Annotated in this window: 12 protein-coding genes; 4 read left to right on the forward strand and 8 right to left on the reverse strand. The window is 47.8% G+C overall.

From position 1 onward, the window contains the following. The 3 genes from J0L70_RS18010 to J0L70_RS18020 all read right to left on the reverse strand — a co-directional run. A partial coding sequence (locus J0L70_RS18010) for a hypothetical protein (protein ID WP_287455429.1) occupies window positions 1-215 on the reverse strand: 215 nt, incomplete at its 3' end. A 219-nt stretch (window positions 216-434) separates the two neighbouring features. After that, the gene (locus J0L70_RS18015; protein ID WP_071596159.1) at window positions 435-551 is read right to left on the reverse strand and encodes a photosystem II reaction center protein I; all 117 of its coding nucleotides are present in this window, start codon (window positions 549-551) and stop codon (window positions 435-437) included. A 72-nt stretch (window positions 552-623) separates the two neighbouring features. Then, entirely contained in the window at window positions 624-2,120 is a 1,497-nt protein-coding gene (locus tag J0L70_RS18020) for a hypothetical protein (RefSeq protein WP_017288254.1), read from the reverse strand. Between the two features lie 17 nt (window positions 2,121-2,137). Here J0L70_RS18020 and J0L70_RS18025 point away from each other — a divergent pair, with 17 nt between their 5' ends. Then, window positions 2,138-5,236, forward strand: coding sequence for an alpha-mannosidase (locus tag J0L70_RS18025; protein ID WP_287455430.1), 3,099 nt, complete (start codon window positions 2,138-2,140; stop codon window positions 5,234-5,236). Between the two features lie 6 nt (window positions 5,237-5,242). Here J0L70_RS18025 and J0L70_RS18030 read toward each other — a convergent pair whose 3' ends face one another. The 3 genes from J0L70_RS18030 to psbN all read right to left on the reverse strand — a co-directional run bounded on the left by J0L70_RS18030 (window position 5,243) and on the right by psbN (window position 6,090). Further along, complete coding sequence (locus J0L70_RS18030; protein ID WP_353736645.1) at window positions 5,243-5,638, reverse strand: type II toxin-antitoxin system RelE family toxin; 396 nt, start codon at window positions 5,636-5,638, stop codon at window positions 5,243-5,245. Continuing rightward, window positions 5,619-5,861 (reverse strand): type II toxin-antitoxin system RelN family antitoxin, encoded by a 243-nt coding sequence (locus J0L70_RS18035; RefSeq protein WP_017288251.1) that lies wholly within the window; start codon window positions 5,859-5,861, stop codon window positions 5,619-5,621. The genes J0L70_RS18030 and J0L70_RS18035 overlap by 20 nt, the downstream gene beginning before the upstream one ends. 97 nt (window positions 5,862-5,958) lie before the next feature. Beyond that, entirely contained in the window at window positions 5,959-6,090 is a 132-nt protein-coding gene (gene psbN / locus J0L70_RS18040) for a photosystem II reaction center protein PsbN (RefSeq protein ID WP_017288250.1), read from the reverse strand. 140 nt (window positions 6,091-6,230) lie between these two features. Here psbN and J0L70_RS18045 point away from each other — a divergent pair, with 140 nt between their 5' ends. Both J0L70_RS18045 and J0L70_RS18050 read left to right on the forward strand, forming a co-directional pair. Continuing rightward, window positions 6,231-7,604, forward strand: coding sequence for a cation:proton antiporter (locus J0L70_RS18045; RefSeq protein ID WP_017288249.1), 1,374 nt, complete (start codon window positions 6,231-6,233; stop codon window positions 7,602-7,604). Between the two features lie 630 nt (window positions 7,605-8,234). After that, window positions 8,235-9,935 carry an N-acetylmuramoyl-L-alanine amidase gene (locus tag J0L70_RS18050; RefSeq protein WP_287455431.1) on the forward strand — a complete coding sequence of 567 codons (1,701 nt, stop codon included), beginning with the start codon at window positions 8,235-8,237 and terminating at the stop codon, window positions 9,933-9,935. Window positions 9,936-9,944: 9 nt separating this feature from the next. On the opposite strand, the gene J0L70_RS18055 is transcribed toward J0L70_RS18050, so the two are convergent. Further along, window positions 9,945-10,856 (reverse strand): DUF4351 domain-containing protein, encoded by a 912-nt coding sequence (locus J0L70_RS18055; RefSeq protein ID WP_287455432.1) that lies wholly within the window; start codon window positions 10,854-10,856, stop codon window positions 9,945-9,947. A gap of 69 nt (window positions 10,857-10,925) precedes the next feature. On the opposite strand from J0L70_RS18055, the gene J0L70_RS18060 reads away from it, so the two are divergent. Then, window positions 10,926-11,093, forward strand: coding sequence for a hypothetical protein (locus J0L70_RS18060; RefSeq protein WP_287455433.1), 168 nt, complete (start codon window positions 10,926-10,928; stop codon window positions 11,091-11,093). A gap of 239 nt (window positions 11,094-11,332) precedes the next feature. Here the strand turns inward: J0L70_RS18060 and J0L70_RS18065 are convergent, their stop codons facing one another. Beyond that, window positions 11,333-13,303: a caspase, EACC1-associated type gene (locus tag J0L70_RS18065; protein ID WP_287455434.1), complete on the reverse strand. Its 1,971-nt coding sequence runs from the start codon at window positions 13,301-13,303 to the stop codon at window positions 11,333-11,335. Window positions 13,304-13,305 lie beyond the last annotated feature (2 nt).

Here is a 13,305-nt window from a genome sequence, read left to right on the forward strand (position 1 = left end):
GGGGGGGTTTGGGAGAGGGGGGTTGAGGTTGCAAATTGCCAATCGGGTTCGATCGCTGAAATGGATTGAGTTCCAGTTAGGTCTTCTGCTTTTTTTGACTCAACGGGAAGCTTCTCTGGCGGAGCGGTTTGAGCAAGCTCGATCGCTAGGTTGGGCTTCTGCGTAGGGGCAGGGGCAGGTTGAACAATCGCAGGAGGTTGAACCAGATAGGGCATAGTCTTAGAAATACGACTCGGAACAGAAGGCAGACGGCAGCATTGGCACTTTAACGGATTGACGGGAATTTCAGCAAATTGATTCCACGAGTTCGGTTAGAGCCTTGTAGGTTTTAGAGGTTGATCGATAGTAATGTCGATCGCGCATCGCTCTTGCGGCATTGACTGAAAAAAAAAGGGCAGATGTCTGCCCTCTTCATTCTCAAAATCGAGAATGGATTATTCTAAATCACGGCGGTTGGGGTTGCGCGAGGGGTCGTTCGAGAGAAATCCAAAGACGAACAGACCGATAAAGAAGAAGACCGTGATATAGACAACGATTTTGAGTGTGATCATATGAATGACTCCAAACTGGTTGGGCGGGGTTTGAAATTAGTCCCTTTATCTTACAGGAGGACGGGATCGTTGTTAATTGCGCTCGCGGAGCCAATGCCAGAAGGCAATGATTCTTTCCTCGATCCAAAGCACCAAATTGTCCAGCCATTTGAGAATTTTTTGCCAACGGCTCAGGATGTATTCGACCTCAGTCGCCGGGGTTTCAATCCAATCAAATGCTGTCTCTACTTGAGTCCGTTCGACCCGTCTTACCGCAGGTACAGATGCTTTTTGAGTCGTTGCCAGTTCGGTGGGTGTGCCAAAATCGAGCGGCTGTGCGGACTCGATCGACACTTGGGTGATTCGGGTTTCGATGCGGCTTAAGCTTGCAGCGCGCTGTTTGGGTTTCGATCGCAGAATGATTTTTCCAGAAAATCTTCTCAGATGGCGCTGAACATGCTCGAAGAGCGATTCTGTAAACGATGGAGCTTGATTCGGCATCAACACTCCATTAAAGGCAGCCGAGCCTTCTAAGATCTGAATTTCGCTGACAGCTTGATTCGGCAACGCCCCACCAAAGACATCGGTAAAGCTTAACCAAGGTGAGGAGTCCACTGTGTCTGACAAAGCACCATTTGCTGTCGCCAAGCGAGGCTTGTTGCCAAAGAAATAGTGAATGGCTGCCCAGATTAACGCTTCTAAATCAGCTAAGTTCGGAGCTTGAGCAAACCAAGTGGTCACTGCTTTGCGGCTCGGAGGCGTGGGAATCAGTCCGGTGGGATTCCAAGCCGACAGTGGAACATTCGGAACAAACCAGGTGAGTTCTGCCACTTCGACGAGTTCTGATTCGTTGAACAGGTTGGCAGCGATCGCAACTGGGCTAGTCTGCACCCAAGCCATTAATTGCCGGAAGACTCGAATCGGAGCTAGTAAAGTTTCTCGATCTTCGGGCAAGGATAAGGGAGCAGATTTGAGATATAGCTTCCGTCGCCATTGCCAGTAGCGGGCGAGTTCGAGCCGGATGCGCTGTCCGATCTGACGCTGTTGTTCTGGAGTGAGAATGTCGAAGATGACATTATCTTCAAGAATCAAAACGATTTTTTGGGTATCAACGGTACAAGCGATCGCGGTAATTTGATACGGATTCGAGACAATTAGGGCTTCTTCGTCGCGACGGAACAAGAATCGTCCAATTACGACGAGTGGATGCCGTTCTTTGAGAACGGGAAGATTGCCGCCGCTGACTAAGGCGCGTTTGACAGCGACCAGAACATTTTGAATCGGCGCATCGCTGAGGTTGTTATCGGGGTCGATCGCGATTTCCTCTCGACTCATCTTCAAGCGTAATACTGTTTTTTCTACCCGTTGCCCGATTTGCTGCCCAACGTAGCGTGTGCCCTGGAAGAGGGCGTAGACCGGATACAGCAAAATTTGAGTGCCCCAAATTGCAGCAAGTTTGGCGTGCCGCAATAAGGTACTCGTCTTGTCCGCAAATTTCTGAGTCTTTTGCGTGACAAAGTTAAACAATTGGCTTTGATAGCGTTGAGAGGTCATAAACTGAGGACGATCGTAACAATCGCGATTTTCCACCCCAATATCATATCGGTATGGTTGAATTTGTCACTTCTTTTATTGAGCGTTTGAGAAATTTAGTTCAAGCAGATGCGATCGAGCATTGGCTCGTCTGCGAAACGGATTGTACGATCGCAGATTTATCGACACAATCTTTTACAAAACTTGAGCTGAATGAGAAACGCTATTTAGTGTGGGAGAAGGGGCGAAAGGTTCGCTGGTTCTATCAAGAGTTTAGCGTGCCGGAAGACTTAGCAGGCTATCCCTTAGAAGGGTTAACGCTGCGGTTGGCATTAACCTGGTGGGCGGAACTGGCTGAAGTCTTTGTGAACGGGCAGAAGGTTCAGGAAGGGGATTTATTTGATCATTCTTGTCGGATTGTGTTGAGTTCTGCCACAGTTCCAGGCGAGAAGATTGCAGTTGCGATTCGATTGGTCAGTCCGGGACATGACATTGGCGGATTGATGCGATCGCGTCTAATTTACGAGTCGAATTACGACGAGATCGATCCGGGCTTTGTCGCGGATGAATTGGAAGTAATTCAGAGCTATGTTGAAGCGTTTGAGTTAGACAAGCTTGAATTTGAATTGGATTGGCAGGTTAGTAACCGATCGCAGTTTCATCAATCTCTAGCAGTACTAAGAAATTCACTTTTACCATTTAGTACCCAAATCAAACAACATACGATTTACCTTCTCGGTCATGCTCATTTAGATATGGCTTGGCTTTGGAATGTGGAAGAAACATGGAGAGCCGCAGAACGTACCTTTGTTTCGGTACTCAATTTGCAGAAAGACTTTCCTGAGCTGACGTTTTGCCATACGACTCCAGCTTTATTTGAATGGGTTGAACAGAATCGACCGGAGCTATTTGCTCAGATTCAAGCACAGGTAAAAGCTGGAACCTGGGAAATTGTCGGCGGCATGTGGGTTGAGCCAGAGATGAATCTGATCAATGCAGAATCGATCGCGCGTCATCTCTTGTATGGTCAACGCTACTGTCAAGAGAAGTTTGGTGCAATCTGCCGAGTCGCATGGCTACCGGATACCTTTGGCTTCAATTGGCAAACGCCGCAGTTTTTGAAGCTAGCAGGCATTGATTACTTTGTGACGCAAAAGCTGCGCTGGAATGATACAACGCAATTTCCCTACGAATGGTTTAACTGGCAAGCACCGGATGGTAGCCAAGTAAAGAGTTTGATGTCTTCGCCGATCGGGGAAGGAATTGATCCGATCAAAATGGCACAGTTTGCTTGGGATTGGGTGAAGAAAACGGGTCAACCTCATGCGCTGTGGTTATTTGGTGTGGGCGATCATGGCGGAGGCCCAACACGCGACATGTTGGAAATTGCAGAGCGGTGGAAGCGATCGCCCTTTTTTCCAAAGCTAGAATTTACTACCGCATTGAAATACTTAGAAAGCTTAGAAGCTCCGAAAGACACTTGGAATGACGAGCTTTATCTAGAATTTCATCGAGGTTGCTATACAACGCATGGCGATCAGAAAAGTTTCAATCGGTGGGGTGAAGCAGTATTACGAGAAGCAGACATTTGGACATCACAGCTAGGGATTGCAGAACAAAATTTTAATTCAGAGTTAGAAATAGAAGAGGCTTGGAAGCAAGTTTTATTTAATCAATTTCACGATATTCTGCCAGGAACTTCAATTCAGCAAGTCTTTCGGGACGCGAATAAAGTTTGGAAAGACGCATGTTTTTCGGCTACGGGATTCAGCATGAGAGCAAAGCAGTCAATCGGAGCGCACATTCGAGTTCCATCTTTACCACATCCGAATGCCAAGTTAGTTGTGGTCTTTAATCCACTGAATTGGCAACAAAGCCAACTAGTTTATACTTGGATTCCAAATGATATCGAGCTTTTACATAATAATTCTCTACAATGGCGAATCACTGATTTAGAAGGTAATCAGATCGAAAAGCAATGTTACTACTACAATTCAAATCAAAAGTTAAAGAGCGATTTGATTGATTTCTACGCTGAAGATATTCCAGCGATAGGATATAAATGCTTTTGGCTTATTCCAATTGAAACTGAAGAGCTTCTCTTACCTAAATTCCCAGAAACATCAACACTTGAAAATGATTTTTTAAAGGTTTCTATTGATCTGGAAACTGGTAATTTAAAAAGTATTTTTGATAAACAAGATCAGCGCGAGATTCTGGGCGCTTCTGGTACTCAGATCCAAGTATTTCGGGATGAAGGTCAGTATTGGGATGCTTGGAATATTGATCCAAATTACTCCAACTATGCCTTACCAAGTCCAGAACTGCTAGATATCAAACTGGGTCTAGTGCATCCACCTCTAGGTTCTACATTTAACCCTCAACATTCTTTTCAATCTTATATTTCTGTACGTCGTCGAATTGGGCAGTCAACCTTCGTCCAAACCTATAGCCTTGAACAAAATGCGCCTATCTTAAATGTTCTGAACACTATCAATTGGCAAGAGCGGCATGTTCTTGTGAAAACAGCATTTCCGCTTAACATTGAAGCGAATTTTGCAACTTATGAAATTGCAGGAGGCGCGATCGAGCGCACTACAATTCCCCAAACCGAAGCCGAAAAAGCAAAATGGGAAGTCTCTGCCCTCGGTTGGGCAGATTTGAGCGACGAAAATTATGGAATTAGCATTCTCAGCGAATCCAAACATGGATACGATTGCACATCCAATCAGATTAGACTCACATTACTACGCGGCTCAGAATTCCCTGATCCAGAAGCTGACTTAGGACACCATACATTTAGCTATGCAATCTATCCGCACGCTGGAAACTGGAAAGAAGCTCAAACCGTTCGCAAAGCCGCAGAATTTTGCAATCCAATGCAAGCGATCGTGCTGGAAAAAATCCCCGAAAACGGCACACTTCCCCCCGTTCATTCATTCCTCGATCTAGGAGCAGACAATCTTATCCTCTCTAGCCTGAAGCAATCCGAGGACAATCCAGACGAGTACATTCTGCGCTGCTACGAATGCCACGGAGAACCTGCAGAACTCAACTTAAAAGGCGACTTCGAGATCATTGAAGCCGTTGATTTACTCGAAAGACCGATCAACACTTCCACGAAAATCGAACCCTGGCAAATTCGGTCTTATCGAATTGAAAAGAAGGGGTAACTATGTCTAGCGCTCCTCCAAATCGGAAGAATCAGACTGGAGTTCTTTCTCGTACTTTGCGATCGCGTCTTCAACCACTTCAGCACCAACATCGGTAAGGTCTGATTTGGAGTAAATCGTAACCAGAATGATCAAGTCACCTGCTTTGAGATAGTAAATTACTCGGTAGCCGCCGCTCTTTCCTTTCTGAACATCACGATTCTTTAAACGAACTTTGAAAACCGTGTATTTGACTCCAGAAATACGATCGCCAGGAAGCTCGCCTGCCTGAAGTTGATCAATCAGCGGTTGAAGATCAGATCGAACGTGACGATACGATTTAGCAAGAGCGCGTAAGTCTCGTTTGAAGCGGGGAGCAAGTTCAATCCGAACAAAAGGCAAATCAGTCGGCATCAATTCCATCCCACATCTGCGACAGCGGAATCGTCTGCCCCGTTAGCGCTTCATATAACCCCTGATGAATTCCCTCAATCACCGTCTCCGTTGGAGTTTCATCTGGATCAGGAGCTTGAAACCGCTCTTGAAGGGATTGAAGAATGAGCGTTTCAACCGACAAATTAAGTTGTTGAGCTTGTTCAGCGAGGTGAACTTGCAAATCTTGAGGAAGATCGATCGTAATCCGCATGATGAGCGATTCCTTGGAAACAGTGCGCGACTAAATCTTTTCGCTCCCTCATTATAAATCTCACAAAAAGAGGGCATCCTTCGACACCCTCTAATTTTTAGTCTTCATGATCTTCAAACGGGTCATCCAAATCAACCGAAGGCGGCCCAAAAGCAGTGTAAATCGCGTATCCGGTCAGTCCAACGATCGCTACACAGAGCGAGATATTCAGCGCGAATGCTGGTTCCATATTGGTTTTAGAGAGTGATTTTCTAACATTATAAAGGATTGTAACAAGTCCTTTTCATTTACGATCGATTCGGTAAGCTCGTTGGCTGAAGAAATCCCTGAGACCAAGTACAGTGAAAGGGATTTTCGATCGGTCGGATTATGATCAATTCCCTTTCCTCACTCGTCTTTTCTCATCCGCTCATTGCAGAAGCCAGCGCAGAAAGCGGGTCTCTTGTTCTCGCAGGCGTTCTGTTAAGCCTAGTCGTTGTCTATTTCGCAAGTAAAATCGGCGGAGAAATTTGTGCCCGCCTTGATTTGCCCTCTGTGTTAGGCGAATTGGTTGCAGGGGTTGTGGTTGGAGTTTCGGCACTGCATTTGTTAGTGTTTCCCAGTGCCGATTTTGATGCCAGTCGATCGCTGATCATGCAAGCCCTGCAAATGACTGCCAACCTCAGCCCCGAAGCACTCAATAGCGTATTTGAATCGCAGAGTGAAGTGATCTCAGTCTTGGCAGAAATCGGAGTCGTGATTCTGCTGTTTGAGATCGGACTAGAATCTGACCTCAAAGAATTAATTCGAGTCGGTTATCAAGCTGCGGTGGTCGCCTGCGTGGGGGTGGCTGTGCCATTTGGATTGGGAACCGCAGGCTTAATGCTCCTCTTTCACGTGCCTGCGATTCCTGCGATTTTTGCAGGAGCTGCTTTGACAGCGACCAGTATCGGCATTACCGCACGAGTCTTGTCCGAAATTCAGCGCATTAGCTCGAAAGAAGGACAGATTATTATCGGCGCAGCAGTGCTCGATGATGTTCTCGGAATTATTGTGCTCGCAGTCGTCGCAGGTTTGGCAAAAACAGGCGAAGTGCAGGTTTCGAGCGTCATTTATTTGATTATTAGTGCGGCAATTTTCTTGATTGGCAGTTTGTGGTTAGGACGATTAGTTAGCCCGTTTTTTGTCACGCTGGTCAATGAATTGAAAACCCGGGGTCAATTACTCGTCAGTGCTTTGATTGTGGCATTCATTCTGTCGGATATTGCAGTTGTGATTCAGTTAGAAGCGATTTTAGGGGCGTTTGCTGCCGGATTAATTTTGGCGGAAACCGAAAAACGTGAAGAACTCGAAGCTCAGATTAAGCCGATCGCAGATATGCTTGTCCCGGTTTTCTTCGTCGTTGTCGGAGCAAGAACCGATGTCAGCGTCCTCAACCCGTTCGATCCAGCGAATCATGAAGGCTTGATCATGTCCGGATTTCTAATTGTTGTGGCGATTTTAGGAAAAGTCGTGACTGGATTTACGGTGTTTGGTCAGCCTGGATTAAATCGACTCGCGATCGGAGTCGGGATGATTCCACGAGGCGAAGTTGGACTCGTGTTTGCGTCATTTGGGGCAAATACAGGCATTCTCTCCGATGCCTTACAAGCTGCGATTATCGTCATGGTGATCTTAACCACATTCGTCGCACCGCCTTTACTGCGGCTGGTTTTCCAACGAGAAGAGTCGGCTCCAGTTCTCAGTGCGCCAGACGATATATGAGCAAAAAAATATGCTGTGATCCCGGCATCTGTACTAGAATGCTCTAGCCTAACTCCACCCTGTTGAGTTAGAGATGCCGTTGTTTCACCTCTTTTGAATTTATGCAACCGCTATTTCCCAGAAACTCGATCGAACCATTCAGAAACTCGATCGAGTTTTTTTGCGTCGAGCTTCATCGAAGAGAACAAACCGATTTCTCAAATCAATTGAACAGAGTTTCCAGATTCTAGGAACGAGTTTGAGGATATTAGGTCAGTCGATCCAGTATCGTTGATTCTGATTCAAGATATTTGGTGTATAAAGGTTAGATTTCTGAGGTGAATACTGGCATGAATTCAAGGATTCAGCCGAGCAAGGATTCATCGATCGTGGGTGAGCGAGGACTGAAAATAGATTCAGAATCATTGAATTTGTAGGCGAAATCTTTAACATTTTGCCGCCGAATTTTGACGGTCAAATGATAAAAGTTGCTGACGAAATGAGTGCAACACCACGCATCAAAGGAGAGAAAAGTTGGAACGCGGTCTTCACACGATGAGTACAAAAATTAAGGCATCTCGCGCAAGCAAATCTCAGAAAACATCTTGCGTTCAAGCTTTCTTTTTGCTTTGCTCTTTTTATTTTTTACTATTGACTTTCCCGGCTCAGGCTGCCCGATTACAGTCTTGGCGGTTAAGTCCGACTCAAACTCAATTAGAATTTTTCACCGATGACGGCGTGCAGCCCACCGCGCAATTGTTGAGCAATCCGACTCGTCTTGTGATTGATATGCCCGGTGTCACGTTCGGTCGCCCCCAAGTCACAGAATCCTATAACGGTGCGATTCGCGCGATTCGAGTGGGGCAATTTGCTCCTGGTACGACTCGCATGGTCGTTGAATATGCGCCCGGATACACGATCGACCCTAATCAGGTGCAGTTCCAACCGAGAGCCGCCAATCAATGGTCGGTGCAGTTGCCGAATCCCCAAATTTCAGGCGTGATTAATCCTTCACCCGTTACGCCTTCACCCGTTACCCCGCCGCCGATTTCCTCGACTCCTCCTGCGACTAATGCGCGCGCGTTTCTACAAAGTCTGCAAGCGACTGGAGATGGGTTCTTTCTGCGATCGACCGGAGGTGCACCGGAGATTCGTTCCTTGAGATCCGGAGATCGCCGCCAAATGATTTTCGATTTTTACGGCGCAACGATTTCTCCAAATCTTTCCCCGCGTGATTTGCCCGTCAATTTGAATGGCGTTTCTCGCGCTCAAATTACCCAGTTCTCGCCAGATGTGGTTCGTGTGACTTTGACACTCTCTGAACAAAGCCCAAATTGGCAGGCGAGTGTCAGTCCTTCCGGGGGCTTGATAATTCTGCCCCAAACGATCGGAGCGAGTCCTGGACAGCCCGTTTCGCAAACCGCGATCGTCCAATCCGTAGAACTAGATGCCAACCGTCAACTCGTGATCCGAGGCAATCAGGCTCTCAACTACAGCGCCGGATGGGATCGCCCTTCAGGAGCTTATCGTATCCTGATTCGCTCTGCCCGTACGGATCTTAGAACGATTCAACTCCCTGCCAACAGTCCCCTACTTCGTGCCCAAGTTCGGCAAGAAGGCAATGACGTTGCAGTCTTGATCATTCCTGCGTCTGGCAACCAAATTGGCGCGATCGTGCAGTCTAGCCCACAACAATTGACGGTTCCATTTACTCGATCGGGCTTATTCCCCGTCACCCCACCCCCTATCACCCCACAACCCGTCACCCCACGTCCCACTCCCCCCCCAGTTCCCCGCCCGATCCCAAGCGGTCGTCAAGTCGTTATCCTCGATCCCGGACATGGTGGACCCGATCCTGGAGCAGTCGGAATTGGTGGAATTCAAGAGAAAGAAATCGTTCTCGATGTCAGCCGCCGCGTGCGAGACATCTTAGAACGTAGTAATGTTCAGGTTGTGATGACGCGCAATGCAGATATTGATCTCGATTTGCAGCCCCGTGTCGATATTGCTGAACGCGCTAGAGCCACAATTTTTGTCAGCATTCACGCGAATGCAATCAGCATGAGCCGTCCCGATATCAATGGAGTCGAAACCTACTATTTCCAAAGTGGATTGGAACTCGCCCAGACGATTCATCGCAATATCTTGGCGGGCACTGGCGCGCCCGATCGCCGAGTTCGCAGCGCTCGATTTTATGTACTGCGGCGCACCTCAATGCCCTCAGTCTTACTCGAACTTGGGTTTGTCACAGGGCGAGATGATGCGCGCAGGTTGTCAGATACGACATTCCGGCAACGGATGGCAGAATCGATTGCACGTGGGATTCTTGAGTACTTGGGTAGACGCAGTTAGTTTTGAGAATCAGCGGGGTTCTGCCAACCATTGCTCTAATTCTGCGATCGTACTGAGATTCAACAGTGCGATCGCGAGTTGGTCAAGTTGTGCGATCGGGAGTTGCTGGATTTGAAGTTCGAGGGGTTCGGGCAGAGAGAAGCGCGATCGCAGTTGCATCAAGATCAGTTCAGCTTTCCCGCGCTCAATTCCTTGCTCAATTCCTTGCTCAATTCCCTGTCTTCTTCCGGTCGCGAGCGTTTGACGTTCCCATTCTAAATATGCTTTTGAGAGTGCCATTAGAAATCGCTTCTCCTCTGCGTCAAGAGTTTCAGTTACTTTTATACTAAGGTTCCAGCGGGCTAATAGATCAAGGGCTGTGGAACGCTTTGGGGTGTTTTCTGGCAGCATGAGTAGCTCTTCGATCGCTTGTTCTTGAGTTGTGCCTTTGCCGAGTAGCCTGAGCCATAAAGTTTCTTCAGTTGAGCGTAATTCAGCAATGTTGATTAAGCCTGTTCGCCAACCTCGATCGAAAAGATAAATCCCGTCTTCTTCCTGAAGTTTGCCGCCAAAGTCGTTTAGAACTCGATCAGAAACAGAAGATGCCAGAATCCATAATTGCGGTTGTTCTGAATCTGGGAGGGTGTGTTCGGCGGCGCGATCGAGTTCGGCATGAAGGAAATAGAGTTTTGAAACACAGCTACGGATATCGGTTGCGGTTGGAGGATTGCGAAATGGCTCAAATAGGGATTTGCTTGTGCTTAATTGGGCGAGTTGACCCAGTTCGTTGGGGTCGAGTTGAACTGAGTCGTCTGGCTCAAAGTAGATGTCGATGCGACGAGCTTCTCCGGGAACGGTGCGATCGATGGTGACTCGTCCATAAGGTGTGAGGAGCGCTTCAAAGAGTTGTTTGGAAAATTCGTCGAAGGGCTGTCGCGTCATTGGAAACGGAAATGTGATGAGATGAGTACAAGCGCTCTATAAATTATTGCATACGTCAAAGAAAATTTTATGGGTCACGTAGATCGATACATCTCCAACGGTGTTCGATACATCTCCAACATCGATCGAACATTCACGCTTGATACTCAAATCCTCGCAAACGATGATCAATACATCTTCAATGACGATCGAACATTCACGCTTGATGTTCAAATCCTCGCGAACGTCGCTCGATGAATCGCGAATGATATTACAGTGATCCACTCACGATGTTCGATCTCTCGTAAACGTCGCTCGATGAATCGTCATTGACGATCGAACAATCGCGATCGTCATCTAATGAATCGCAGACGACGATCGATGAATCACAATCGTAAATCCGTTGATCGCTTTCCCAAAATGCTCAGAAGATTTGATCAAGCAGAGCGCGAAAAGGAGATAAAAGAAACAAGGGCAAAAGGCATGAGGGTAAGGGGCTACAGAGCCATTGGAGCAGAACAAACAATACGAAAACCGTTAGTGAAGCTGCAGTAGACGGGCGGATCGTCGTCGCGAGAGGCAGAACGACAAGCCCGCGGACTGTAGTACCAGGAACCGCCACGCAAGACTCGGCGGTTGTTCTCTCGATCTCTTTCCATTTCCCAAACGAGCCTGTCAGTGGGTGCATCCGTATAGCTGTCACGCCAAGGATCAGCGCACCACTCCCAAACATTACCGTGCATATCAAAAAGTCCAAAAGCATTCGGGGGAAAACTGCCTACATTCGTTGTTTGTGCTCGGTAAATTCCTTCCGGCACATTCGCATAAGTGTAATTGCCGTTATAGTTTGCTAGAGCAGGCGTAATCGTTTCTCCAAAATGAAACGGTGTCGTTGTTCTAGCCCGACACGCATATTCCCATTCAGCTTCACTCGGCAATCGATATTGCTGTCCAGTTTTTCGAGATAATCGATCGCAAAACTCAATCGCATCCTCCCAAGACACTCGTTCAACAGGTCGCTCTTGACCTCTGAAACTCGATGGTTCTGGCTTGAGATCGCGATTGATTTTTGGCAGGTGAGCGATCTCTTTCCATTGCGCCTGAGTCACTGCATACTTACCCATGAAAAAAGGCTTGATCGTGACTTGATGTTGCGGCTTCTCACTATCTCTTGCTTCTAACTCTCCCTCTGCCGCACCCATCCAAAAGGTTCCACCTGGAATCCAAACCATATCGAGAAAGACACCTTGCGCGAGTTCTTCTCGACGGTAACTTGCTTGACTTTGACGACGATCTATTTCTTTTCCTCGATCGTTGACCGTAATCACTTCAAAACTAAAAACCGGAAGCGAAGGCTTTGAAGGCTCTTTGATTGTTGGTTTAGGCTCTACAGAAACTGGAACCTCTACATCCTTTGCATCAGGAACAATCCGCCGCTCAATCTCTAAAACACTCTCATCCGTCAGACCTAATTCCTGCTGAAGCTCTTGTAGCTCTCGTCGATCTCGTTTATCTAACGGAAACCTACATTCGCGCAAAACCTCTTCATACTCTGCCAAATTCGCCCGATGTTCTCGATACGGCTGAAGCACTTCATCCTCAATCTGCCTCGCCACCGCCGCATCCAGTCCAAAACCTTGCGCTCTTCGATCGAGCATTCTCCGCCCCGCCGGACGAATCTCACCTTCCGCGCAATACTGCTCTACCAATTTGCGATACTTCTGAGCAACATCAACGAATGCCCGCGCCAAAACAATCTTCTCCCCATCCCGCACCACATACCGCTCCGGGTGCATTGAAGGCATCGCCCGCTTTAGCTTCGTCCTAACAAACTCATGCAACTCATTCGCCGAAATCAACCCATCCTCATCGAGATCCGCCGCCCCCGTCCGCAACCCCTCCACCAGATAGCGCGTATAAATCGCCAACTCCTCCCCAGACCGCTCAAACGAATACTCGATCGCCGAAGAAGAAGTCAGCACAATCCGCCCCTCTCCACCCAACTGCCGAGAAAAGTTGATCGTCCCCTCATCCCGCGCAACATTCGCCCCAAACGCCCCACTATTACAGCAATCCAAAATCACGACCATCCGCCGCGACTCGCAATTCTCCATCTGGTCATGCACAAAACTCGCAGGAACCGCCGTACCCTTATTCAGCCTGCCATCCGCTAACTTTCTCGAACTCCGATTGCTGAAATAAAACTTGCCAAACTCATCCGTGATCCCATGCCCCGAAAAATACAGCAGCAATAGATCTTCCTCACCACACTCGCTAAAGAGCGTAGCAATCTCCTCCTGCATCGTCTGTAAATCTGGATTCTCAAGCGGCACAACACGATCGAACCCACCAATCTCTGGATCGCTCAATATCGATCGCATCGCCGCTACATCCTTCACCGCCGCAGGCAACGACTTCAACCCCTCAGCGTACTCGCTCACGCCAATCAGCAATGCTATCTTTGCCATCG

Origin of the sequence: Leptolyngbya sp. UWPOB_LEPTO1 (genome assembly GCF_017302695.1) — a bacterium.
Classification (GTDB): Bacteria; Cyanobacteriota; Cyanobacteriia; order Leptolyngbyales; family Leptolyngbyaceae; genus Leptolyngbya; species Leptolyngbya boryana.

Excerpts from the sequence above, each read along its gene's own strand:
- J0L70_RS18015 (WP_071596159.1), bottom strand. The coding sequence starts at position 551 with ATGATCACACTCAAAATCGTTGTCTATATCACGGTCTTCTTCTTTATC.
- J0L70_RS18025 (WP_287455430.1), top strand. The coding sequence starts at position 2,138 with ATGGTTGAATTTGTCACTTCTTTTATTGAGCGTTTGAGAAATTTAGTT.
- J0L70_RS18030 (WP_353736645.1), bottom strand. The coding sequence starts at position 5,638 with ATGGAATTGATGCCGACTGATTTGCCTTTTGTTCGGATTGAACTTGCT.
- J0L70_RS18035 (WP_017288251.1), bottom strand. The coding sequence starts at position 5,861 with ATGCGGATTACGATCGATCTTCCTCAAGATTTGCAAGTTCACCTCGCT.
- psbN (WP_017288250.1), bottom strand. The coding sequence starts at position 6,090 with ATGGAACCAGCATTCGCGCTGAATATCTCGCTCTGTGTAGCGATCGTT.
- J0L70_RS18045 (WP_017288249.1), top strand. The coding sequence starts at position 6,231 with ATGATCAATTCCCTTTCCTCACTCGTCTTTTCTCATCCGCTCATTGCA.
- J0L70_RS18055 (WP_287455432.1), bottom strand. The coding sequence starts at position 10,856 with ATGACGCGACAGCCCTTCGACGAATTTTCCAAACAACTCTTTGAAGCG.
- J0L70_RS18060 (WP_287455433.1), top strand. The coding sequence starts at position 10,926 with ATGGGTCACGTAGATCGATACATCTCCAACGGTGTTCGATACATCTCC.
- J0L70_RS18065 (WP_287455434.1), bottom strand. The coding sequence starts at position 13,303 with ATGGCAAAGATAGCATTGCTGATTGGCGTGAGCGAGTACGCTGAGGGG.